Genomic DNA, 23,796 nt, shown 5'->3' with positions numbered 1-23,796 from the left:
GGGGTCCCTTTTCACGTTGCCACGGGGGTCCCTTTTCAACTTGCCATTTCCAACGTCCGGGACACCGGGAGGCGATCGAGTCGTGCGTGCAGTTCTGCGTCAAGGCCGGTCGCGCCACCGTTGCGGCTCTGCGCGTCGGGCGGGACCGTGAGGGTGGCCACCAGCAGGAAGTCCGCCGGCATGGCGCCATGCCTGTCGTCGGTCCGCTTCATCTCGGCGGTCCGGGCGAGCTGTTCCACGTCGTTCGCACAGAAGTCGTCGATGTCGTCCAGGCAGAGGACCCCGCAGTGCGCCAGAGTCGCCGCGCCCGGCCGGGCGCGCTCGGTGGACAGTCCCTCCGCGGTTCTGTCCATGCGTCCGAGCAGCGCCGCGGTCGACGCGCTGAAGTGCGGCGCCGACAGCGGCCGCGCGGCCAGGACACCCGCCCACGGCGGCAGCACTCCGGCTATCGAGTGGATCTTCGTCGCTGCCAGCCTTTCGTCCCTGGTCATCTCCGGCAGGATGCCGGTCAACCGCAGGGCGAGTCCCGTCGTCGGGGCCGCAGGGGGGCCTGCAAGAAGCAGCGGATGCCCGCCGGCGGCCGCGATTTCGAGGGCGCGCTTCGCCGTTTCACGTCCGGTGATCTGCGCCAAGTCACGTCCCCGTTCGAGTTCGGCGGGCTCGATGGGGCTTGCGGCTTCCGGGGCCAGGCCGTTCCGAAGGGCGTCGAAAACCTGTCCCAGTTCGTGAGCCGGCAGGTACCGGACGCCGCCCGGGGCGGCTGCCTCCCGCCGGTTTGCGGCGGGGGCGACCAGCGGCCAGCCGTGCTTGCGGCACAGCTCCGCGACCGCCAGGGTACCCGCGATCGGTTCGACGGCCGGGCCCCAATCGAGCGCACCTACCACCGCCAGCCCTTCGACGGCATCGGCTTCGAGCTCGCCCGCGGCTGCCAGGATCGCCAATGCAATCGGCAGATCGTGGAGCCGCGTGTCCGTCCGTACCGCCGGGCGCGTCCTGACAACGGCACGTAAGCGTCGCCGGTCCCAGCCCCAGGCTTCAACGGCCCGCTCCACGCGCCTGGCCGTTTCCAGGGCGGTCGCCACCGGTTCGCCCTCGACCTGGACGCCCGTGCCCGGTCCCTCGTCGACGCGGGCTTCGATCGTCGTGGGCACGGCGTCGAATCCGCGCAAGACGGCCGTCCGGACGGCCGCCCTTCCCTTGGTCTGCATGCTTCTTCTCCCCGCCGGGCTCCTACGCGCCCGTGAAGCGCTCGAGTACGGCCATCAGGCAGCCGCCGCGGGACTTGCCGGTCTTTGATCACCGCGGACCCGCCGCCGCCGTTGACGAGCGCGTCCCAGTAATCCGGGCCACCGCTCGTTGCGCTGCACGCGGCCGTCCGCGACGGCGGCGCTCCGGCCCTCGACCCACACGTTGAAGGTGTCCCGATCGACCGCCCCTATGCGAAACGGGATCTCGTGTCCTACCTTGCGGGCACAGTCGTCAGTCCGGCGCGCCCGGCTTCCGGAACGGATCTCCCCAAGCGAAGGGCCGGCCGATGGAGGTCCGTTCGTTCTCGTCCTCGTGAGAGCCGGCGCGACCCGCCGGCAGCGTGCAGGTGGCCGTGAATTCCCGGGTGACGGGACCGCCGAGACCGCGCCGCTCGGTGGTCGGGCCAGAGGTGTGCCCGCACGGGGCCGGGCGGTTGGCGAGGCTCCGGTTGGCGCGGTTGATCGCGCGGGTGACGATGGCCCGGTCCTCGTCGCTGTAGTCGTGGGCGCGGCCCTTGGCCGCCTCCAGCGTCATGAGGAACTCGGCCGACCCGGGCGGGGTGGCCCGGATGGCCGCCTTCGGCGGCAGCCGCTCGAGCGCACCGGCGTCGTAGCCCCGCGCGTAGCTTTGCGCCTCAAGGCCGCCGGCCGGGTAGACGCTGACCCTGCTCGGCGTCTTTTCGCGGCCGTCGGCCTCTCCGGCCTTGCGCGCGGCGTGGAGCCTGGCGAGTTCCTCGCGCGCCTGCGTGAGCCGTTCGAGACCGCCCGGGCCCAGCTTCTTCTCGCAGCGCTCGCAGCGCTTGAAGCCCGGATCGCTGTCCGCCGCGCTCCAGCCCGTGTCCGTCCACACGCGCCCGGTGGCGCCGCAGACGGGTCCCGAGTTGTCGAAGCCCTGGATGTGCATCGTCCGAGTCCGCATTCGCTTTGTCTCCTCACCGCAAGCGGCAACCCCTGCAGATGGGATTGCCGCACGGCATCTCGTCGTGGCCGCACAATCCTCCGCGCGGCGGGTGTTCCTGCGCCGGCAGGCCGCGTACGCCTTGGGAAAGGGCTCTCCCGTGAACAGGCGGCCCTCCTCCTCCGCGTGCACCGGGTTGATCAGCTCCAGCAGAACGGGTTGGCGGCGCACGCCTCGTCGGGCAGCTCGCCCTCGTCCGCCGGGTCCAGAACCCGGCAGGACTCCGTCTCCGGTGGCGTCATCGTCGTTCCTGCTTCGAATACGCGGCGCGTCGAGCCGCCTCGGCGTTGACGGCCTCGTCCCAGGCCGCCAACAACGTCTCGTCGCCGTGCTCGACGACGCACTTGCGACACCATCGCGGGTAGATGTCCTGCTTTCCGAAGAACCCGATGCGCGCGCCGGCGGGCGGGACCGAGACCCCGCACCGCTGGCACTTGCCCCACCCGTCGTACGGCTGCTTGAAGGTGCGCACTTCTCCTCCTCTACGAATCCAACGGGAACACTCAGCAGTACCAGGGGCGGACCGGAGGGAAGTCTTGCCCCGTGCTCCGCTCGACCCGCAGGTCGGGCCAGCCCGTGGACAGCACGCTGCCGGGCGGGTGCAGCCCCGCGCGCTTGGCGGCGAGGTACTCCCGCGCCCATTCGGAGCGGAGCGTCCGTGCTGCTTCCCCGCGAGTCGCGAACTCGCCGTGAGACGCGACGAACGTGCCCCTGGGGTAGTACCAGCACCCTCCTCGGGACCGCCATAGGAGCGGTAGGTGACGTACTCGTTCAGGAACCACAGGTGAGCAGGCTCGCCCGCACCGTCGCCGGAAGGCGTGACGCGAGCGACGCCCCACGCGGGGCCGCGGCCGCCGGTGTCGAAGGCGGCGAGCGCTTCTCCTTTCATTGCCTGCTGGGCGCACGCGGCGGCCTGTTGCACGTCGGGATGCCGGTGTCCGCAGGTGACGTGCGGCTTCCCGTCGCTGTAACGCAACCGGTACGCTTCGTACCAGTCCTCCGGCACGTGGACGGGCGGACGGACACGGTGGACGTTTTCCGTATCGGGACCGTTCATGGCTGTTTTCCTTCCGTATCCGGTACCGAGCAACTGAGGCCGCGACCGGCAGGCCGGCGGGCAGGGTAGCGAAGCTCAGGAATCGCAGTCCGGACACACCGCCCCGGTATGCCGGGCATCCTCGCCGTGGCAGGTCGGACAGGCGTCGGCTACGCGCGGGGGAGGACAGGCTCGCCGCTGCACTTCGCAAAATGCCGTGTCCCGTCGTGGACCCGTCACGGCCGCGGGACCTTGCCCAGGTCATCGGACATCGGGCACGGGGGCGCTTCGTCGGCGTTGGCCTGCTCGGCGGCGGCGATGCAGGCCCCGAGGTCCGACGTGAAGCAGTACTTCTTCAGCACGGCGTCGGCAGCGCGCAGCGTCTGCAGGTCCTCGTCGCTGAACGTGCGCCAGGAAACGTGCGAATGCGCTTCCTGTCGCATGTCGGCCATGCTCAGGACGATCCCACACGCCTCGTCGCGGGCCCACAGCCGCCCGGCTCGCTCGAAGAAAGCGGCGGCCTTCGCCATCCAGTGGAGTTGCGTCCACGTGTCCGCGACGCCGATCTCGTCGGTCAACGGCTCGCAGGTGAGCAGGCCGGCACGGTCGAGGTATAGGGTGTAGCCGTTCGTTCGTCTTGCCATCTGAGGCTCCCTTCTGCCCTGCGCACCGCGCCCAGGGCTGGTGAGGGGTTGCCGAAAGAAGAAGTGCGGGGCAGCACACGAGCGCCATGCACACCCGGAATCGGCACCCCGGACGGCAATGCGGTCCGACCGCATTGCGCCTGCGGTCAGGGTGGTCCGGGTCCGAGTGCCTCAGGTGCTGCAGGCAAACGACGGGCCGGTGGGCCCGCGGCCTTGCGCGTACGCCGACTCGGGCGCCGGCCGCGGGTGCGGTAGTCGTGTCCGTGGCATGGCCGGCCACTCGCTGCAGCCGGGCGACAGCCGTAGCCCGGTATGTGGGATCGGGCGGCTACAACCGCAGCGCGGTCGCTTGCGTCTGTAGTACGCGCGCTGCTCTGTCAGCGGCAGGAGCCCTGGTCGACGCGGCGTCGGTTGTCGGGATTACGGACAAGGTCGCGTTTGGACTTGGTCCGCGCAATCGGTCGTGCCCATGAGCACGACATCGCAGTCGATGACCGTCAGGTCATCGCCCTGGCGCTGTGCCTCGCCGCGTAGCGACTTGACCCGCTCGCGCACCAGTGCCGGCCGGTCCGCTTCCTCGACTGGGCCGCTCGGCTTCGACGCCAGGGTGCGCAGGACGCGGCCCAGGGCTTCTCGTCGCTGGCGCACCTGGCCGAACGGCTCGTCGTCACGCAGACCGATGATGGCGTTCTGCTTCTCTATACTCAGCATCGCTCGTGTCTCCTTCTGCGGCGCTTGTTGGCCGTGTCGAATCGGAGGCCGGGTCAAGGCTGGGGGCGGCAAGCGCCCGTGCGTCTTCCTCCGCTGCCTCCCGGCGTCTCGCTGGGCGTCGTCGCGGTCGGTGCGGCTCTCTGAGCCGTGGCGCCGGCCCGGCTTCCGGGACCGTGTCGAGCCTCGTCCGGCCTCTCGTACGGGGTGCGGTCTGCCGTTGCGCTTCAGAACGGCGGTCGGTTCCCGGTCGTGACGTTAGGTGTGGTGCTCGGCAACACGCGCCGGTCGAGTGCAACGAGGAGCGTCGGCACGACGCACTCGGCGGACGGGCGCTTCGTGGCCAGCCACAGCTCGGTGAGGCCGTAGCATTCGTCGAACCAACGAGTCGATCGCAGCCCGGCGGAGATCGACGACCTGCCATCCGGCGATGAGCAGGAGGTTCAGTGGGAGGTCGCAGGCCCGCGGCTCCCAGTGATCGTCCCGGTCGACGGCGTCCAAGTGCTCCACCAGATCATCGGCGTGGTACGGCGCGGCGTCGTCGAACAGGTCCGCGCTCAGGGCGTGCGCGTCCTCATCGCCGGCCACGTCGACGAAGGCGAGCGTCTCGGTGGCGCGGCTCAGCGCCACGCGAAGCTGGTCGATGGCGGTTCGTTGCCCCTGCTCGCAGTGCCCGCGATGCCCGCCCGGTCGACCGATCTGACCGGCACGTGGCATGATCTGGAGCGGATCGACGGGCAAGTAGACATACCAGGCGGGGCGCAAGTCGTTGTTCTCGACACGCTGCGATACGATGGTCGGTGCGGCGCTCTTCGCCCCCTCCGCGCGCGAGGATGCAGGATGGAACAGTGGGGCCACCGGAACCCGCGGGCGGCGGCTGACGATGTGACGCGGGAGCGGACCGCTCGGCGATTGACGGTCGTGAGGCTCCGCGTGCGGATTGCCCGTCTCGAGGCGGAACAGGCATCCGAGTCTCGGATCGGGGAGGTCCGGCAGGAGCTTCGTGCGCTGAACCGGCCCACCCGAAATGCGGATTGATCCGAAGGCGCGGAGCGAGGACACGGCGCTCGGCACCGAGGTGTCGATGCAGAGTGAAGACCGCGACATCGATGCCGGTCCGGACGACGTGCTGCCGTCGGTCGAAAACCCCCAGGAGGTTTCCTGGCGTTGTGCGACCGATTTGGTTCGCATCAGAGGCGGAGGCGGCGGTGGTTCTCGGCCGGCGGGCCGCGTGTACGGCTTGCCCAAGCGCGACGCGTGGCCGGAGTGGAACGCGGCCGAAATGCGTGCAGCGGTCAAAGTACCTTCAGCAGACTGCGGCGGCGGCCGGAGCAGGAGCATCGCCCCCAACCGCGCCACGGACGGTTCGCCCGGCGACCGACGGCGTCGGCTGGCGGGAGTAGCGGCACGCATCCCCAGGAGCAGGTGGCCATGTCGAAGAGCGGAATCCTGGACGCGCTGCGCAACGAGGAGCGCTCGCTACGGAGCCAGCTCGTTGCCATACAGCGCGCCATCGAGGCGATCGAGGGCAGCGTGCCGCAGGCCGCCGGGCGCGGCAGGAAGAAGGCGGCCAAGGCGGTCGGCAGGCGCAAGCGCACGATGAGCGACGAGCAGCGCAAGGCCGTCGCCGAGCGGATGCGCAAGTACTGGGCATCGCGCCGAGAGGCCAAGGCGCAGGAGCAAGCGGCGCAGGAGTGACGCTGGGGCGCCGGCCTCACCGCCGTCTGGCCATTGCCCGCTGGCCCCGACCGGATCGACGACGCCCGTCATTTCGCGTCGGCGCCGAGAGCTTTGCAGGCTGGGCCCGGCAGCTACCCGATGCCGCCCGAACGTCGTGCGTGAGTGAAGTATCGCCTGAACAGCAGGCCTATCCGGGACCAATACCGGCATCTTGTGATGATCGAACCCGTGGCACGGCTCAGGATCGAACTGCGGGAGATCGAGCCCCGGCTGTGGCGCCGGGTCGACGTGCCGCTCTCCTCGACGCTGCTGGCTTTGCACGACATCATCCAGGCCGTAGTCGGCTGGACCGATTCCCATCTGTTCGAGTTCGTGATCGGCGAGCGCGTCTACGGCGAGCCCATGCCCGATGACGACTTCTGGGACCGGCACGTATACAAGGCCGGCGGCGTCCGCCTGAAGTCCCTCATCGAGCGTGGCATCGAGCGCTTCGTCTACGTCTACGACTTCGGCGACGACTGGAGGCACGACATCTTCATCGAATCGCTCGGCGATGGCGAGGCCGATGTCGAGTACCCGGCGTTCGTTGATGGCGAGCGTCGCTGCCCGCCGGAGGATGTCGGCGGCGCTACCGGCTTCATGCAGTTCCTCGAGGCGGCGCTCGATCCGCTCCACGAGGAGCACAACGACGTGGTGACCTGGTACGGGAAGCCGTTCGACCCGGTCGACATGGACGAGCGGTGGGTACGGCCGAGGCTTGCCACGCTGGCCGCCCGCCGCCGCGGTGCACTCGCGAGGCATCGAGGCGCAACGCCGCCAGATTCGACCTGACCTGCGTCTACGTCCCGCGTGGACCATCGATAGTGGCCTCTGGAATGCTGTGCGTCATCTCCCTGACAGCCGACTGTTCCACGAGGTCAGCAGGGCCGCCAGCGGACGCGTGGTTGCCCTGAGAGGCCGAAGAACGTCTTGGGGAGGAGGACGGGACAGGTCGTCCAGGATAGTCCTGGGCAATCCGCGCGCCGATTGCGTACGGAATAGGGTACGACCGTGGCCCCGCCGAAGTCCTCCACCAAGAACTACGGGCGTGCGGACAACATACGTGGCTTTCGGTCCGAACTCCACGTATTCGCGCGCACCCCGACCGAACGTGCCGTGGACTTCCCGGCGCCTCCCACACTGGCCGTCGACCACGAAGCGCCACTCCAGGCGACCGTGCTGCTGATCAACTTCCCCAACGTCGACGCCGCAGGCCGCACCGAAGTCTCCAGCTGGCTCGGATCGCGTACTGCGGTACACCGTCAGCCATGGGCCGCACACTCCAACAGCATCGTGGGGCTCTCGGTGTCGTTCCTGTTGTATCGCTCCGGGATCACTCCCCTCCCACCAATGGCCCACGACGCATTTCTCGATCCCGGTGCCGTTCGGCAGGGTCCGCGATCCAAACTGTCGATCCGTTCGACGTCTCCGCTGAGCTGGAATCGCAGACTGCTACGGCACGGACGTTGACATGTTCATGCCACATTCCGGCTCCAAGTAGCCAAACAATGGCATCAAAGTGCCTGATTTCGGCTAGACTGCACCCATGTTGCTGCGATTCCACGTTGCCAACCACCGCTCGATCCTCGAGCCGGTGGAACTGTCGATGATCGCCGTCGACGAGGACCGACCGGCGACCCGAGGATTCGAGGGCCTCTCGGAGCGCGTGCTAACCGTGGCCGGAATCTACGGGCCCAACGCCTCGGGAAAATCCAACGTGCTCGACGCACTAGCTTGGCTGTCGATGGCGGTTGCTAACTCACTGCGCCTTTGGGACGACCGCATTCCGCGCGATGCTCACAGATTTGGTGACGGCCCTACCGCTCCCTCGGAGTTTGAGCTAGACATCGTAGTTGACGGAATTCGCCACGGATACCGACTCGAGGTTCACGATGCCGCAGTGCGGTACGAAAGCCTTGACTCCTATCCTGAACGCCGACGGCGGAATCTCTTTACTCGTCACGGGGATCAAATAGATTTCCGTCGTGGCTTCGACGGAGCCCGAAGAGTACAAGAGTTGCTCATGCCGGCCACGTTAGCCCTTTCTGCCGCCATGCGGGTAAACGGTTCAATTACCCAAAGAGTCGGGCACACAATCGCGCGAGTGGGAGTGCTCGGGCAAGGGCAGAGAGGCTTCTATCGTCCCGACTTGCTTGACTCCACCGCCGAGCTGTTCCTAGGGCAAGGAGACACGAACCAGCCAAGTCTCTTCAACCCTTCTGAAGAGCGACCTCCTGGCATAGACTCGAATCTTGCGCTAGAGTTGCTCCGTTTCGCGGACCCCGGAATCCACAACTACAAGGTCGTGGAGCGCGAGCGTCGCCACCGTAGGTGGTTGACGGACCGACTTCGTCTCGTGCACCGGGTCGGTGACGAACCCGTCGCTTTTGAGCTAGAAGAGGAATCAGCGGGAACCCAGACTTGGTTCCATCTCATAGGCCCAGCTCTCCGGGCACTGCAGAACGGTCGGATTCTCCTGCTTGATGAGATTGACGCAAGTCTTCACCCTCGGCTTTCGGCCCGACTGATCGAGATCTTCCAGGATCCCTTGACAAATCCCCACGGAGCTCAACTTGTGTTCACCTCCCACGACACATCGCTCTTGAATAGCCTAAACCGCGATGAGGTCTGGCTTACAAAAAAGGCGCTCAACGGCGCCACACATCTCGTTGCACTGGCCGAGTTCGCTGGCGAACGCGTAAGGAAGTCTCTGAACCTAGAGAGGGCCTACCTACAAGGCCGGTTCGGTTCGATTCCTGATGTCGACCAAGCTGAAGTCCGAAGAGCCCTCGGCCTGTTCTCTGAATCTCACGATGGCTAAGCGGTCCAAACCTAGGCGTCGCAGCCGGTCATCGCTCCAGCGCCGGGTCGGTTATCGGCGGCCGAAATACACTTTCTTGGTATTCTGCGAAGGAAGGACGACGGAGCCTGATTATCTCAGATCGTTGAAACGGGAACCTGCGGTGCGCGAAATCGCGGCGGTCGACATCAGAATAGAGAATGGAAACGGTGTCGTGCCGTTGACACTGGTGAAGCGGGCGGTTGACGCCCGAGTTCGAAACCCGAGAGATCAAGGCGCGGTCGACGACGTCTGGTGTCTCTTCGATGTCGAATGGCCCAAGAATCATCCCAACCTTCAGGAGGCCATCGACCGGGCTGAAAGTAACGACGTCCATTTGGCCATTTCGAACCCGTGTTTCGAACTCTGGCTAGCGCTTCATTTCGACGACCACGCCGCCTGGCTCGACAATGAGGCTGCCGGGAAGCTGCGCCGTAAACATGACCGGAGTACGGGCAAAGGGTTGGATGGTACGCTGTACATGCCTCGGCGAGCGGCTGCTGCCGCTCGTGCGCTCGCCCTAGCCGCCAAGCATGAAGGAGATGGCACCCTCTTCCCGCATGACAACCCTTCATCCGGGATGTATCGATTCCTGGAAGCCATCGAGCCGAACAAGTGAACTGTCAGGTCTCGCTCCTTGGGTCTCGACCACTCACGGCCCGATGGCGCGCTTACCCTTGCCCATCATGAGGTCACGATCGTCGTATTGAGCGCAGGGACCAGTCACGTGAACCGATAGTGACCTCAGAGGGAATGGAGAATGCCGAAGTACGAGTTGTTCTGGAAGACCACGATTTCGGAGTTGTCGTTTCGGGCCGCAGTTGAAACCGCTGCGAACGGGGCTACAGGCCATGTCGCCCTGGGCGGCATCAGAAAGTGTAGCCCCCAGAAGAAGAACTGGTACTGCATCGTGCGGGTGCGTCACGGCGGCATTGTACGCGCTTCTAAGGGTGACCTTGCAGCACCAGCCGCGAGTCTCGGAAGGGTATTGGTGGACGATGGCATGCTCGCCGCGTGGCCCACTATTGTGTTTCGCTTCACGGTTGATAAGGCCGGTAAGTCGCTGACCGTGCGGTCTGAAGAAGGGACCATGAGAAGCGCTGACGCGTTAGGACCTGTGTCCGGTGTCGGGTCAAAAGCCAGGCACCGAGAATCGTACTCGGGGACCGCACCGTCTAGTGAACGCGCAGAGAGGCCTGTGGCGAGCGCGGGAATGGCCGACTGCCTTGACCAATTGCGTAGGGGCGTTCCGTATGCGTTCAGGAATTGGCCCGATACCAAAGGCTCGGTGCCGGAAACTACCGGGGTCTACACCATCTGGGCTGATTCCGGTCAATTCCTATATGTTGGACGGTCCGACAACCTCCGCAACCGTCTCAATTCGCACTGGCTCGGTAACCGAGCGAACGACCAGTTCAACGTGTACATCGCGGATCGGATATTGCTGCGGACACTCACACCGGAGCAAATCTGGCAGATCGGCGCAGGCGAACTGCGATTCGACGGGCTGATTCGGGACTACATCCGGACCAACCTTGATTTCCGGTTCTGCCAGACCATTGACGCGAAGGCCGTTGAGGAGAGAATTCGAGACGGCCGGTGGCCTTACCGCAAAACGCCGACCTTGAATCCTCTATGAGCTTGCGATCGGACTGAAAGTGCGCCGGCCTCGCATGAGGCTACGACGGTTCACCGTGCGCTCCCCATGGTCCCCATGGTCAACCTCCGCAACACTTGCGGGTTGGCGAGGTGACGGAAGGTTACCTTGTTCTCAAAGCTACACTGTCGAAGTTTTCGGTAGTGTCTCAGGTAACCGCCTGCGGCACTACCAAGTTTTCCGTGTCAAAGAGTATTTCCACGACCGGGCCGCCTCCATCAGCGCCTTCCGCTCGTGATCGAGCACGGCCAGGGGCTGTGTCGCTCGCACCCGTGGGAGCAACGCAGAACGTGGTCACTCGTGGCCCCGTCCCGCAGATTCTCGAACAGCGGCGACACCGGCACCGAAATGCCGCGGAACACCCCAGGCACCCCTCATCTTCTCCGGGTCGCGTCTTCAGGGCGGTAGGTGTTCCAAGTGCTCATAACCCCGACTGCTTGTGACCGCGTATAGGATCGACAGCAGAACAACGACAACGACGATCCGCCACACCGCCGCTTGGCAGGCGCCATAGGAGGAGTAGCCGGCGGAACACGGCGCCCGGACGCGCCTCGGCGCCGGGCGGACTCCTCCCGGCATCCCGGGATTAGTACCCGCGAGATGAACGCTGATCACCTCCTGGTCGTTCGCGCTCCCGGTCGCGGCAACCCCCGACAATTGACGCCCCCGGTGACAAGCAAGAACCGGACATTCCCGCCGATCACCGGCCACCCGCACAGCGATAGTGACACGAGGGAACGCCTCGCCGGATCTCAGTCGAGCCGCACGCCGGCAGCTTCTGCCGCGCGGGCGAACGCGGTCTGGACTGCCTCGGCCACAGCCACGTGGTCGGTGCTCACCGTCTTGATGAATGCGCGATAGTCATCCAGGCTCAGTTCGAGCCCATTGTGGAGAGCGAGAGCACCAAGCGATAGAGTGCTGTCAATGTTCTTGTCACCCTGACCCTCTGCGAGTTCGACTACGTGGTCCTTGCAGAGCGCGTCCAAGCCTCTGTCAATGACTGTGGGATCAACGTGGAAGGCTGCGACATTCCGCATCGTCCTAAAGAAGTCGTCGTTTTCCCAGCGGTCTTCTAGCTTCCGAAGAGTGCACCAGTGTTCACTCTCCGGCTCGAGCCATCGGCGTCTAGCGAGGGCAGCGCGTGCGTCTCGAATCGCAAGAGCCAACTCACGAAGCGTACCGATCGAAAACCAGACCATCGACACGTGATCGCGTCCATGGGCCGTGGAGTCACGACCGTGGTGCTTCTCACTCGCATCGATGCAACTGATCGTGCTTGTCAGACGATCTGAATGAACGAAGCATCGACAAAAGGCATTCAAAATCTCGCGCCCCAGTGCCTTCTCAACTTCAGGAAAGTTCCTGAGCTCGATCTTCCACTTGACGGTGATCAACCAGGGGGCGCACCAACAGCGGCGCCGATCCTCGGTCAGCGTGATGGCAGGTGTCGTGTCTGCTGTCATTTCACTCTAGCTGCTAGAGGGCTAGAGGCAGCGCGCCTCGGGGCCCCGCACCGGCACGGCGCACACTGCTCCCCGTCCGCCGGCTTCCAACTCGCCGCCGCAGTCGGCGCAGAGCCAGCAGCGATGCGTTGACAGGGTTTACGTCCCTTGCTTTTGCCTCATGAACAGGTTGACTCCGTCTAGTACCAACCGCACTCGTTTGCGGTCGCTGACTTCCTCCCATTCGCCGTGGGCAGCGTGGTTCCGTACGCCAGCCCACGAGATGATGTCCTTCACGTCCTGTTTCGAGATCAGCTCAGCGCCGCGCAGCGCCTTGCTGTAAGCGTCGATACCAGGCTTCGACTTCCCAATCGACAAAGACTCCGCCTCGACCCACGTCCTCAGAGATTCCTCAAGACAGGCGCCAACGAGTATCGCGGCGGCGGCTGGATGATACTTAGCGTCCTCAAGTAGCGAATTGGCTTGCCCCAAGAGATCGGAGACGACGTCCAATTGTGCCTGTCGCTCGGGCGATACTCCCGTCGCTAGGCCAGCCTGAACGTACTCGATGAATGACTGCACGATCGAAACCAGCGTCGCGACCAAATAGTCGGAGAACCCCTGAGCAGCCTCAGCCTGTTTCAGGAAGGCACTCTTCGAGCCTGCATAGTGCCGAAGGAACTCGCAAACCTGCGCCCTGGCGGCGTCTCCGTGGTCGCCATCCCCTCCACGCTGCGCGTACCCGCGAATGCGTACTTGCAGGTTCACGGCTTCTCGGATGGTCTTTTCTGTGTCCATGTCCCTGTTCCAAGAGTCCGCTTCCGAGGGCGGACGCCAAGATCTTAGCGCAGGCGAGTGCGGGTGGCCGGAACGGCCCGACGACGAATCCTCGCTGGCCGTGCGCCGACGAACCTGGTGCGCTCGCTGCTTGTTGGGCCACCCGTCGCCGGCAGCGGGCGCACAGCTTCCGTTCCGCCAGGTCACGGTCACGGCCGCACTCGGGACTCCACCCGGCCGCGATGCGGTCCCGTCGCTCGGCCTTGATCAACGACGAGCACGGAGTTGCCGTGGTCGCGCAGGCGGCCGAGCATGGCGATGAGGTGATCGATGTCCCGCGGATGGAGCCCCACGGTCGGCTCGTCCAGGATGTAGACGAGATCGACGAGGTCGCAGTCGAGCTGCCGGGCCATCTTGACCCGCTGGCTCTCGCCGCCGGACAGCGTCGGCACCCGCGGTTGAGCGACAGGTAGCCGACGCCGATGTCAATCAGATGCCGGAGCGTCCCGCGCATCCGGGATACCAGCGTCGCGACGACGTCGCGGATCGGCTCGTAGTCGTCCCGCGCGAGGAGTTCCTCGAGCACGCGGTCCAGCTCCGTCAGCTCGCAGTCGACGAGCCGTCCGACGGTCCAGCCGCCGGCAAGCTCCACCGCCCGTGCCGCCGCGTTGAGCCTGACGCCTCCGCAATCGGGGCACGCCCGCTCGGTGAACAGCCGCCGATACGCCTCCCTGCCGGCGCGTGGGATCCGGTCCTCGTCCTTGTCGACGTGCAGCCGCTCGAGCTTGCGGGCGACGCCTTCGAAGGTCCGCTCGTAGGTCGTGCCCTGGTGGACCTTCTCGATCCGCACGTCGTCCGCCCACAGCAGGCGCTGCCTCTCGGCTGCCGTGAATCGGCGTAGCGGCTTGCGGGGCGGGACGACCCCGGTCTGGACGATCTTCCGCCAGTACCACTTGCCGATGTCGTAGGCGGGATGGCGGATGGCTCCCTCCTCGATGCTCCGGTCAAGGTCGAGCAGCTTGTCGACGTCGACCGTGATGCGCTTGCCGAGGCCCTTGCAGGCGGGACACATGCCGGCGGGATGGTTGAACGAGAAGCGGTGCGACCAGCCGGTGAACGGCCGGCCGTAGCGCGAGAAGAGCATCCGCAGGTAGGTGTAGATCTCGGTGACCGTGCCGATGGTGCCGCAGCTGCTTCTTCCCAGGCGCTTCTGGTCGATCACGATGCAGGGGGAGATGTTCCGGATCGCATCGACCGGCGGCCGGGTGAACTGCGGCAGCCGGCGGCGGGCGTAGTTGCTGAACGTCTCGACGAGCTGGCGCTGCGCCTCGGTGCAGATGATGTCGAACACGAGCGACGACTTGCCGCTGCCGCTCACGCCGGTGAAGGCGACGAGCCGGTGCTTCGGCACGTTGACGTGCACGCCCTTGAGGTTGTGCGTGCGGGCGCCTCGGATTTCGATGGAGGTCACTTGCGGCCGTCCAGAAGGCGGTACAGGGCGAAGAGTTCTACCTTGGCTGCTGGCTGCGCTGAGCCTCGAACACGCCGCGGGAAGTTCATGGTCTGGAGCCAGAATAGCCGCCGCGCGGGCGACCTCGTGGCAAACGACGGCGTAGCGACTGGAAGCGCCGCCGATGCAACCGATGGCGTCGGCGGATCGGCCGATACGGCCGATTGTGCGCGAGCCGCACGGACGACGACGTGCCGGGCAGCACTGACTGGGGCGGTTCGTCAACGACGAGCCGGGGGACCTGACCCAAGGACAACGGGCGCATCGACATCCGCGAAACGTGACGCGCCGAACACGGCTGCAGCTTCGCCGGTTTCGCCGGTCTTCGAGGTCGGCAGGCGGCCTGGCGCACCCTACGCTAGCCGAGCCGCGGAGCCGCGTGTCCTTGATCCAACCAGCGGGTGCTCGAGCACGAACCGCCGCCGCGGAAGATGCAACGTGCGCCGATGGGATGAGCCGCGTTCGTGCAACGCTTTGCTCCGCGAGGGCCAGAAGGAATCTTGCGGCTGCCCACCGCGTGGTCGGAACCGAGTGCGCAATCGCGGTCACGCGCCGACGATCGTCATGAGAGTGCCTGTGGCCGGCAACTATCCGATAGCGACACTGGGGACGCGGATTACGCGGCGATCGACGTCACGCACGCCCACACGCGAAATCGATGGGCACGATCGCCTGAAGGGGCGCCCTGCAACCTGGCACTGACACTGCTGGTGATCTCGGGACGGCAGATCGTCGATCGGCTGCCTGGCTGCGAGCGCCGCGCGTGGCTCGAGGGCGCCGGCTCCGCCCGGTGCTGATTCCCGCGGGTCGGCCGGGCCGGCACACGGCCGGTTCGTCGGTTGTGTCACTTCGCTTCCGCGCAACGCCTCGCGTGTTGCGGCTCCCCGTTGGAAACGGCGTTTCGTCTCCGTAGCGGCGCCACGCCGATCGCGCTCCGGAGGAATCCCGTTGCGAATCGGCGCGGACGACGCGGTTCGTTCAGGGTGCGCGCCGTGAGGACGATACGGAATCCCGCGGCACTGTTCGAGGTGCCGCCGTCCCGAAGCCCTCCTGCCGATACAGGAGCCGGGCCGGAGTCACCGCCGACCCTCCGTCACAGCCGCGACCACGGATCCTCCACCGGTCAATCGTTCAGGTCGGACTCAAGCAGGCGGTCGACCCAGACCGACCAGGCCTTCTGCAGCCGGCGCTCGATGTCGTTGTGCACGGCGTTGCCGAAGATGGCGATCGGGCACACGGACAGGCGCGCACGGATCCCGTTCGCGTCCTAGTGCAGTTCCTCGCGCAGGTAGTGGACGCAAGGCTTCGACCACGCCGATATCGGCGCGCAGCTTCGAGCGCAACGCCTTGAGCGCGAACATCCCCATACAGAGGACGTCCCACGGACGACCCGACTCGTCCGGCCCGGAGCGCGGCTTGGGCTGGGCGTACTCCTCCGTCCACCGCGCGCCCCGGTCGAGAACAGGCTGGTACGTGTCGACTGCCGTTGCTTCAGAACGGCGTCCGGACGCCCATCTTCACGTGGGGTACGGTGGTCGGCGACACGCGCCGAGCGAATGCGGCGCGAAGCGCCGGTGGCACGCGCTCGCTGTGCGGGCGTTTCGTCGCCAGCCACAGTTCGGTCGGGCCGTAGCATTCGTCGAACCACCCGTGGCGATCGCAGCCCGGAAGCAGATCGACGATCTCCCACCCCGCGATCAGGAGTAGCGTCAGGGCCAGGTCGCAGGCCCGCGCTGCCCAGCGATCGTTCCGGTCGATGTCGTCTGCGGGAGTGCGTGTCGCGATCGCCTGGTAGTCCTCGGCATGGAGTGTCGGTATCTCGTCCGGGCCGGCCACCGGCACGTCCACGGCGATCTCGTCGACGTCGGCTCCGGGATCGCGGATACGCTCCGTCCACGTGGCGGGAAGCCGGACAATCCCCTCGGCCTCGCGAAGCAGGACGTACTCGGAAGGAAGCTCGTCGCATGCGGGCACGCTCCACATGCCGCGCCGACGGTCCTGCTTGAGCACCTGCTCGTTGATCAGCGACACGCGGACTCGCAGCTCCGCGATGCCGTGCCGTGCGCCGGGGCGCATCCCGGCCTCGAGGCCGGCGATGCCGGCGAAGGCGTAGCCCGCTTCGGCGTAGCGCCTCTCCCATCCGTCAATCCGCTCGAGCTGCGAGCGCGTCAAGTCCCCCGGCTCGTGGTTCACGAGCTGGCCGAGCCAGCTCTCCGGGACGTCGTCGTACAGGACGGCGTTCGGCCCCCGCCGTCGGACCGTGCCGACATCCGTAGCTGGTTGCCTGGTCTCGATGCGTAGTCCTGCCATCGTTCCTCTCTGGAGGTTCGGGGCTGCCCAGGGGGGGCTGCCCCAACTGTCGCGTGTCGTTTCCTGTCGGTGCGGACCTTTGTCGCACGCGCGCCGCGCGCGGTTGTTTTCCCGAGCGTCTGGCGATGTCGGCTGGCCGCACCGGCGCTGTCGCGCGCGTCGCAGGGCGGGCGGCCTGTTCGGTGTTCGGCGGGCCCTCAAGAGGGCCGTCGCTTGCTGGCGGTATGATCCGGGCTCGCCGAGTGTACGTACACACACTTCTGCAATTTGTGACACCGCCCGGAGAGCCTTCCCGCAGGGAAAAATGGGGTGTGAGCGACCGCCGCAAGGGGGTCGCTCACAGGGTGCCAAATAGCCTGCCAAAAAGTCCGCACACATGTGCGTGTACGTCATACGTGCCTCTGGCAGAGCGCGTGTTCATTGACGTATTACGCCATGATCATGACAACCTGCCAAACCATGTTTATTTGGCCGATGGCGTAATGGCAAAAACTGCCGGGCCCTCTTGGGGTCCTATTTTTTGTCCGGTACAAGAAATTGTGCCACCTGCCAAATAGCGGTTTTTGGGTAGGTAATACATCACTCGTGCCCGGGCGTAAGATCGCGCGCTCGCGTACCGCGGTTCGGTAACCTACCGCCGGGCGGTTCCGGAGAGGATTCCGGTGCCCCGAGCCCGTCTGCGTGCCGAGGTGACTCGGGCGCTCAGGAGGTGCGGTGATGGCCATGGTCAGGCTCACGTTCTTCGTCCCCAGCGACGTGCTCGAGCGTTACGACGCGCTGGTGTATCGGAGCGGCGTCAAGCGTTCACACCTGTTGCGCGAAGCGCTCGAGCACGGGCTCGCGGGGGTGCGTGCCGCCCTGCCCCGCCTCCGGGCACGCTACGCCGACGACCGGATGGTGCGTCGTCGTCGTGCGCTCGGTCCGGTCGATGACGCCGACCGTGCGGATGCGGCCAACGTCGGGATCGAGCGCCGGCTCGTGCGCGTGGGCCGTGTGATGCTGAAGCGCGTGCCGGAGATCTCTCCGGAGGAGCTGCGGACGGCGCTACACGATGCGTGCGAGCCGAACGACCTCCGGCACAAGCGCGATGAGCTTCTCGACCGGGTCGTCGATCGCGTGCTCGGAAATCCGTCGTTGAGTTCGGCGAGTGGTCCGGTTGCCGACCTGGATTCGAACTGACGGGTGTTTGTGCTCCAGTGTCTTCTGGCCTGGCGATTCGTATCCGTGCCGGCTCAGGCCGGCGCGGCGAGTAGTTCCGTGCCCGGCACGATGGTGCTGCGCGGCCTGAGTGGAAACATGTCTTCGCGATTGGCGCCAGGGATGCGTTGATGTCGCGCCGGACGATTGTCGATCCGCATTGGGAACCGCTGGCGTACGTCGTGAAGGTGCGCTTCACGGCGACCCAGTTGCACACGCTGGATGAACTCGTATCGGAGCTGCGCGTATCGCGTGCGTGGCTGCTGCGCATGGCGATCAACCGCGGCTTGCCGGCCGTGGTCGACGATCTGCGCCGGCGCCGGCGCCTCGGAATCCGGCCGGCGACAGCGCACTCGAGGCGCACGACGAGGGGTCCGCGGCGCGGGCCACGCGGCGGTGCGTCGGTGGAGGGCGCGTGGATATCGCGCGACGACGTACCGATCGACGAGCCACGACTCGAGTACCCGGAGCCGGAGGGCGGCTGATGCCGCGGAATATCGGCCACTGGAGCCGGGTCGGTCCCGCGCCCGGAATCGTGGCGGCGTGCCACGTTTGGCGCCAAGCCGCCCGGAGCAGCTTCTCGCGGAACAGGTCGATGACCGACTGAATACGCACGGACGATGGGAGACGACTTCCGTGCGCGGATCGAAGACCTCGCGGTCACGGACGAGCAGGATCAGCATCCCGGGCGCTACGCGGAGACGATCCGCGGCCAATCGCTCTCGAGTGACGACCCAGGTACAACCCGCCTGCCCGGCGCGATCCGACGCCGACGAGTCGGGCGAACTCCGGTGCGTGGCCGCGGCGCCCCCCGGGTGGCCGCGCTCCATCAGGATGAGCGATGCGGTGCGTGTCGCGGGGCGTGCGACATCGTAGTTCCGGGTATCGAGCGCGGTACTCGTACGCGCGACACCCATCGCCGGCGCGGATCGGCAAAGACGCGAGCGACGCGTCTGGCGCGGGTCACCAGGCACGGGAGCTCGTCGTCGTGTGGGATCGCTGTCGTGCCCGTACGTGATCGGCGTTGCCTTCTCAGTGGTGGCGACACCTGGTGTCGTTGTAGTCGTGCGCGAGGGGATGCTGGCCATTCCGCCCCGGGTTGCGGCCCGTGTGCCCACGCGAACCCTTGATGCCACCGGCCGCGGCTCGAACGGCGGCGTGCACGCGTCGAACAGTGGTGTCTTCACCGAGCCACAGGGCGGAGGCGTTGGTGTCTGAGGTTGCCTCGCACTACCGGGGCAACCTCACAACCCGGAGCTGCTCTTCGGCGAGCGCGGGGTGCACGGAGGCGGGTCTGATGGTTTCCGACATTGCGCCGCGGAATGGGGCCACCGATACGTGGCCGACGCTGAACCAAGCGTGCGTTCGGCATTGAGCGCGGCCCCGCCTCCGTGCTTCCCTCCGGCAGACAGCAGCGCACCGGCCGCACGCTCGGCCCTGCCCGGCGCCGCGCCGGCCGCTACCATCGGAGACACGGATCGCCGAGCGCGGACAGCTCGTCGAGCAGCGGCACGGTGTCGAGGAGGCGGTCGGGCGCGGGCCGGTTGCCGTCGTGGTCGGCGACGTCTTCGAGGGCGTCGGCGTCGAGGAGTGTGGCGATGGCTGCCTCGACGGGATTGAGGCTGTACTTCAAGAGCCACATTCGACGGTTGTGGCATCGGATGCAGCGGCTGCTCTGGGGCCAGATCCAGCGGCCGCAGGTGCCGGCCTCGAGGGGCAAGTCGACACCGGGGCAGAGGAGCTTGTAGTCGACGGCGCTTCGGATGCGCCGCATGTATTCGCGGTTGCGGATGCGCTTGCGGAGCCGGCGCAACGCGTCGCGCTGTTTCGGGGGGAGCAGGTCGATGAGCGGCAATCTTGTTCTCCTGGAGAAGGGAATGGGGCGGCTGGCTGCGAGCTCGCCGTCGAGGGCGTCGCGCCGCGTGCGCACATCACAGGCGGCGCGGGATGCAGGCGTGCGCAGAGAGCGCAGCGGGAGTCGTATTGCCCACCAGTTGCGAGCCGGTTGCGAGCCGGCTGTGGCCCGTCGTGCGTGACCGGGAGGCGCGAAGCGCGAGTCGAAGGAGAGTCGCGACGACGCGCCTCGCCGTTTGGAAACGGACAAGTCCGTCAGCGGCCCACGGAGGCAGGCGTCGGGGCGGCAAGTCGTAGAGAGGCTGTCGGATAGATTTCCGTAAACCCGGGTAATCCGGAAGCCGATGTGTGGAGTCGCAGCACGCTGCGGCGTTCAGGACTTGTCAAACGGAGCCGGCGGGTGATCCGGTTGTCTCCGGAGCGGGCAGATCCGTGGCTGGCGGCGCTCGGCTGTTCGGCGGGTCTCTTCCGCCTCCCGGATACCCGGTTCCCGTCTATGACGGCGCCGACGGCGTGCGGGCGCGGGTTAAGGCGCCGTATCGCGCGCTGCCGGCCGCCGCCGTCGAGTCGGCGGTGCGGTTGCTCGCGTTGCGGCCCGACGATGTCTTCGTGGACTTCGGCTGCGGTGACGGGCGTCTGGTAGCGGCCGCGACCGGGCGTTGCCGCCTCGCCGTCGGCGTCGAGCTCGATCCGATGCTCGTTGTAGCGGCGCGCCGACGGTTGCGCGAATCGTCCGGGGCGTGGCGCATCCTTCACGAGCCGTTGGGGTGGACTCCGATGTGCGGGGCTACCTGCGGCGTCCTCCATCTGCTTCCGGTGGCCGATGCCTTCTTCCTCCGGGAAATCGCCCCGTCGTTGCGGCTTGGGTTTCGACTGCTCACTGTCGGGCGGCCCTTCCCGGGCGGCCGGGCTGTCGCGGCCGCGGTGGTGGGGGCGCCCGCCCCAGTGGTGAGCCTGTGCGTGTCGAGGCTGTTGAACCGGCCGCCGTACGCTTGCCACGTCCATGGGGAGGAGTGACTGATGACGGACAAGCGCTATCGCGGCGGTTCGCCGCTTGCCGGGTCTGGACAGTCCGTTCCGGGGATGCACGCGTTGGATGCGTCGTCGCCGGACTCGCGCCCGTCGGATCGCGTGCGCGTGCGCGCCCGGATTCCGGCTGGATTGCGAGATCGCGTCGAGCGGTTGGCCGAAGAGCGCGGCCTCACCCGCAGTGAGGCCGTGGCAGAAGTACTGGACCGCGGGCTTCGTCGCGTCGTTACCGTGGTCGCTTCCGGGACCGGGGGCCGGCCCGACCTGGTGCACCTCGGGCTCGACGATGACGGCGACCCGGCGGTAGCGAGAGTGGGTCTCGAGCGCACCGATGGCCGACCACCGGTGATTCCGGACGGCTATACCGATGGACCGGCGGCGCGGGGCGGGCGCGGTCGGGATGGTGACGCCGACGTCCGGGGGCGTGGTCCCGGTTTCGCCGCGTCGATCGGCTCCGTCCTCGGCCTGGACGGAGGAGGCGGCGGTGCGGCGGGTGCAGGTCATCCGGGGTCCAGTGGTTCGGCTGCGGGCCCTGTCGCCACACCCGAAGCCGTCGAAGCCGCCCCAGTGCCGACGAGATTCTTGCCGCAGGGGCGGCATGTTCACTCGATGTTGTGGGGGGTGGGACTGGCGGGTGCCGCCCTGCTGGTTCTTCTTGCGGTGCTTGGGCCCCGGTTCGAGGTCGCCGCGCCGGGCGGATCCGGCGGGGTGCGCGCCGGAGCGTACGTGCTCGATCGTTGGACCGGACGACTGTGGTACTGCGACTCGGCGCCCCGAGGCCGGCCCGCGCCGGTGTGCGTGGAGTTCGAGCGGGCGCAAGGGCCTCGTGTTGACGGGTCGTAGTCTGTTTCGGCTCGTGACCGGCACGCCGGCTGCCGAGCTGGGGCGCACCCGTGTCGCGATGCGAGAGAAGCGGGGAGTCGTACCGCGGTCAAAACGGCGAGTGCCGTGTGTTGGTCGGTCGGAGGGTCAGGCTCGGGGCTCGTCCGGGCTCCGCGGTCATCGCGCCATAGGCGGCCGTACGGGCCGCTAGTGGATCGTCGGGTGCGGACTGCGGTCCTGGCTGATGGCCCGGCGCTTCGCGTCCCACTCGACGCGCATTTCCCAGGCATCGCAATCCTGGCCGTCGACGGGCTCGCGGACGACGTTGACGTGATACAAGGTCGTCGGGCTCGACTTGCCGATGAGTCCCGGCATTTCGAGCCGGAAGCGCTCGATGGCGTTCCAGGCTGCCGTCTCGGGTCCCTCGGCTTCGAGGTGCTGCTTCCAGTCGATCTGCTGGGTCGATCCGTTGGGCTGGTGCTGCTCGACGATGTGCACGAGGTAGGTGCGCACGGCCGTTGGGGCATTTCGTTCCGTGGCCGCGAAGCGCGCGTCGCGTTCGACGGCCTGCTCCCGGTTCGTGTCCCGCGCTTCCTCCCAGGCGCGGTCGCCGTAGGTGCTCCCGCGACCTCGCTGGCGGGCGGGTCGGTGGCCTGGCGGCGCGAACTGCGCAACCATGTGCCAGGTCTTCGCGCCGTCGTCGACGTCGGCCCGGAACGCCTCGCCTGGCGTCACGGGCCTGCCGGCTGCGCGCTCGAGTTCCACCATGTCGAGGATGGCCGCCGCGGCGGCCGCCGATTCGTTCTCGGCGGCGACCGTGGCGTGGTACGTCAGGGTTCGTCTCGGCGTCTTCCCGATGGTGACGATCCGCACCTCGAAACGGCGAGCTTGCGCGTCGCGCTCGGTTCCTCGCGTGGCCAGCTCGCGTGTTGGTCTGCTCATTTCCGCTCCTGTCGGTAACTTCGAAGGCTCTGTTCCGGCTTCGAGGACGCGGGTCCCGTGCCGGCTCATTGCCTGTTGGGCTGCTGTCCGTGGCACCGTCGCCGCGGGTCCCGAAGCGCCGCCGCCGCTGGGAACGGTCTGCGGCCCCTCGTCCGCGGGACCGCCGTGGGTACGGAGCGCTCGGCAAGCTCTTGAGCTGCGACGCTGGTTCAAACCGGTTCGCGCGGGTCCCGCCTTGCGCGCAGGGCTGCCGCGGCGGCGTGCGCGGCCGGGGCCGGCCCGCCGCCCGAAGTGATCGGCGCGGGGCGCGCGACCTCCCATCCGCGACGCTCGTGCGCGGCGGTGGCGAGCGCGCGCTGGCGTCCGCGGTGCCATCCCCAACCGGCGGCGTACGCGGCGGCGGCAGCGGCCGCCATCAGGCCCGCGAGAGCCGCGATTGCGGCCAACGCGAGGACGGTGCCGCTGACGATCAGGTCTGCCATCGCGGCAAGCCTACGGCTGCGGGCTCGACGGGAGCGCGTCTGCGGCCGGCTGGTCGCCACTCCGGGTCGGACTCGTGTGGCCCCGGTTGATGGGCGGCCCGTTCCCGCGCCGCGGCGCGGAGCGTTGCGGGGCGCCGCCCCGGAACTCCCGCCGCGCGGCCGCGGCGACGGCCACCGCCTCTTGCTCCGCTTCAGCGGCCTGCTCCCGCTCGGCGGGAGTGGGCGTGCGGCTGAGCCTGGCGAGGTCGGTCAGGGTGCCGTCGCGGGACATGGTCGCGGATGTGCTCTGCGGCGCCTCGATGGGGACGCCCGCACGCTCGGCGATCAGCATCATGTGCGCGGTTCCGCTCGACTGTCCCCAGGGAAAGGCGAGAACGAGGTCCGGCTTCGCGTTGTCGAGCATCTCGCGGTTGCGGATTCGTCCGGCCTTGGCGCCGTGGCGATCCCAGCTCGCCGGGTACTCGTCGACGGGCACGCTGTGCTGATCCGCCCATTCGGCGGCCATGCGGTCGGCGCCCGCCGCCCCCCCCGGCCCGGCGGGGCGCGGCGCCCCCGCGCCACGCCCCCCCCCACGATCCAGCGCGGCGGGGCGGGGGTTGCGGGGCGGGTTTTTAAGGCGTCAC

The 23,796-nt window shown here is 67.3% G+C and carries 22 protein-coding genes and 1 pseudogene; 8 read left to right on the top strand and 15 right to left on the bottom strand.

Annotated features, from left to right (window positions below):
* Positions 1–35 precede the first annotated feature (35 nt).
* The 6 genes from F4X11_00685 to F4X11_00660 all read right to left on the bottom strand — a co-directional run bounded on the left by F4X11_00685 (position 36) and on the right by F4X11_00660 (position 5,934).
* Entirely contained in the window at positions 36–1,208 is a 1,173-nt protein-coding gene (locus F4X11_00685) for an ATP-binding protein (protein ID MYN63542.1), read from the bottom strand.
* 271 nt (positions 1,209–1,479) lie between these two features.
* Positions 1,480–2,166: a hypothetical protein gene (locus F4X11_00680; protein ID MYN63541.1), complete on the bottom strand. Its 687-nt coding sequence runs from the start codon at positions 2,164–2,166 to the stop codon at positions 1,480–1,482.
* Positions 2,167–2,443: 277 nt separating this feature from the next.
* Complete coding sequence (locus F4X11_00675; GenBank protein MYN63540.1) at positions 2,444–2,677, bottom strand: hypothetical protein; 234 nt, start codon at positions 2,675–2,677, stop codon at positions 2,444–2,446.
* An 800-nt stretch (positions 2,678–3,477) separates the two neighbouring features.
* Positions 3,478–3,885, bottom strand: coding sequence for a hypothetical protein (locus F4X11_00670; GenBank protein MYN63539.1), 408 nt, complete (start codon positions 3,883–3,885; stop codon positions 3,478–3,480).
* Positions 3,886–4,305: 420 nt separating this feature from the next.
* Positions 4,306–4,596 (bottom strand): hypothetical protein, encoded by a 291-nt coding sequence (locus tag F4X11_00665; protein ID MYN63538.1) that lies wholly within the window; start codon positions 4,594–4,596, stop codon positions 4,306–4,308.
* A gap of 255 nt (positions 4,597–4,851) precedes the next feature.
* Positions 4,852–5,934 carry a hypothetical protein gene (locus tag F4X11_00660; GenBank protein MYN63537.1) on the bottom strand — a complete coding sequence of 361 codons (1,083 nt, stop codon included), beginning with the start codon at positions 5,932–5,934 and terminating at the stop codon, positions 4,852–4,854.
* 90 nt (positions 5,935–6,024) lie between these two features.
* Here F4X11_00660 and F4X11_00655 point away from each other — a divergent pair, with 90 nt between their 5' ends.
* The 5 genes from F4X11_00655 to F4X11_00635 all read left to right on the top strand — a co-directional run bounded on the left by F4X11_00655 (position 6,025) and on the right by F4X11_00635 (position 10,790).
* The gene (locus tag F4X11_00655) at positions 6,025–6,291 is read left to right on the top strand and encodes a hypothetical protein (GenBank protein MYN63536.1); all 267 of its coding nucleotides are present in this window, start codon (positions 6,025–6,027) and stop codon (positions 6,289–6,291) included.
* Positions 6,292–6,486: 195 nt separating this feature from the next.
* The gene (locus F4X11_00650) at positions 6,487–7,104 is read left to right on the top strand and encodes a plasmid pRiA4b ORF-3 family protein (GenBank protein ID MYN63535.1); all 618 of its coding nucleotides are present in this window, start codon (positions 6,487–6,489) and stop codon (positions 7,102–7,104) included.
* Between the two features lie 754 nt (positions 7,105–7,858).
* On the top strand, positions 7,859–9,133 hold the full coding sequence (locus F4X11_00645) for an ATP-binding protein (GenBank protein ID MYN63534.1): 1,275 nt from the start codon (positions 7,859–7,861) through the stop codon (positions 9,131–9,133).
* Between the two features lie 76 nt (positions 9,134–9,209).
* The gene (locus F4X11_00640; GenBank protein MYN63533.1) at positions 9,210–9,770 is read left to right on the top strand and encodes an RloB domain-containing protein; all 561 of its coding nucleotides are present in this window, start codon (positions 9,210–9,212) and stop codon (positions 9,768–9,770) included.
* A 141-nt stretch (positions 9,771–9,911) separates the two neighbouring features.
* A complete protein-coding gene (locus F4X11_00635; GenBank protein MYN63532.1) occupies positions 9,912–10,790 on the top strand; it encodes a hypothetical protein in 879 nt (292 codons plus the stop codon).
* Positions 10,791–10,976: 186 nt separating this feature from the next.
* Here F4X11_00635 and F4X11_00630 read toward each other — a convergent pair.
* From F4X11_00630 to F4X11_00610, 5 genes and pseudogenes are all read right to left on the bottom strand, one after another.
* Positions 10,977–11,186: pseudogene (locus F4X11_00630) on the bottom strand (DUF433 domain-containing protein).
* A gap of 374 nt (positions 11,187–11,560) precedes the next feature.
* Positions 11,561–12,271 (bottom strand): hypothetical protein, encoded by a 711-nt coding sequence (locus F4X11_00625; protein ID MYN63531.1) that lies wholly within the window; start codon positions 12,269–12,271, stop codon positions 11,561–11,563.
* A 138-nt stretch (positions 12,272–12,409) separates the two neighbouring features.
* Positions 12,410–12,832 (bottom strand): hypothetical protein, encoded by a 423-nt coding sequence (locus F4X11_00620; protein MYN63530.1) that lies wholly within the window; start codon positions 12,830–12,832, stop codon positions 12,410–12,412.
* A 49-nt stretch (positions 12,833–12,881) separates the two neighbouring features.
* Complete coding sequence (locus F4X11_00615) at positions 12,882–14,498, bottom strand: hypothetical protein (protein MYN63529.1); 1,617 nt, start codon at positions 14,496–14,498, stop codon at positions 12,882–12,884.
* A gap of 1,530 nt (positions 14,499–16,028) precedes the next feature.
* Positions 16,029–16,847 carry a hypothetical protein gene (locus F4X11_00610; protein MYN63528.1) on the bottom strand — a complete coding sequence of 273 codons (819 nt, stop codon included), beginning with the start codon at positions 16,845–16,847 and terminating at the stop codon, positions 16,029–16,031.
* Between the two features lie 717 nt (positions 16,848–17,564).
* Between F4X11_00610 and F4X11_00605 the strand changes: the two genes are divergently transcribed.
* Both F4X11_00605 and F4X11_00600 read left to right on the top strand, forming a co-directional pair.
* Positions 17,565–18,026 carry a hypothetical protein gene (locus tag F4X11_00605; GenBank protein ID MYN63527.1) on the top strand — a complete coding sequence of 154 codons (462 nt, stop codon included), beginning with the start codon at positions 17,565–17,567 and terminating at the stop codon, positions 18,024–18,026.
* Positions 18,027–18,175: 149 nt separating this feature from the next.
* Entirely contained in the window at positions 18,176–18,529 is a 354-nt protein-coding gene (locus tag F4X11_00600; protein MYN63526.1) for a hypothetical protein, read from the top strand.
* Between the two features lie 974 nt (positions 18,530–19,503).
* Here F4X11_00600 and F4X11_00595 read toward each other — a convergent pair.
* Positions 19,504–19,899, bottom strand: coding sequence for a hypothetical protein (locus F4X11_00595; GenBank protein MYN63525.1), 396 nt, complete (start codon positions 19,897–19,899; stop codon positions 19,504–19,506).
* A gap of 431 nt (positions 19,900–20,330) precedes the next feature.
* On the opposite strand from F4X11_00595, the gene F4X11_00590 reads away from it, so the two are divergent.
* Positions 20,331–20,915, top strand: a complete 585-nt coding sequence (locus tag F4X11_00590) for a hypothetical protein (protein ID MYN63524.1) — start codon at positions 20,331–20,333, stop codon at positions 20,913–20,915.
* Between the two features lie 1,041 nt (positions 20,916–21,956).
* On the opposite strand, the gene F4X11_00585 is transcribed toward F4X11_00590, so the two are convergent.
* The 3 genes from F4X11_00585 to F4X11_00575 form a co-directional block, all read right to left on the bottom strand.
* Positions 21,957–22,691 (bottom strand): hypothetical protein, encoded by a 735-nt coding sequence (locus F4X11_00585; GenBank protein MYN63523.1) that lies wholly within the window; start codon positions 22,689–22,691, stop codon positions 21,957–21,959.
* A gap of 209 nt (positions 22,692–22,900) precedes the next feature.
* The gene (locus tag F4X11_00580; GenBank protein MYN63522.1) at positions 22,901–23,173 is read right to left on the bottom strand and encodes a hypothetical protein; all 273 of its coding nucleotides are present in this window, start codon (positions 23,171–23,173) and stop codon (positions 22,901–22,903) included.
* 10 nt (positions 23,174–23,183) lie between these two features.
* Positions 23,184–23,753, bottom strand: coding sequence for a DUF2493 domain-containing protein (locus tag F4X11_00575; GenBank protein ID MYN63521.1), 570 nt, complete (start codon positions 23,751–23,753; stop codon positions 23,184–23,186).
* Positions 23,754–23,796 lie beyond the last annotated feature (43 nt).

The organism is Acidobacteriota bacterium (genome assembly GCA_009861545.1).
In the GTDB taxonomy this organism is placed as follows: Bacteria; Acidobacteriota; Vicinamibacteria; order Vicinamibacterales; family UBA8438; genus WTFV01.
The sequence above is the reverse complement of the archived record's forward strand: the minus strand, read 5'-3'. Positions and strand labels throughout refer to the sequence as shown.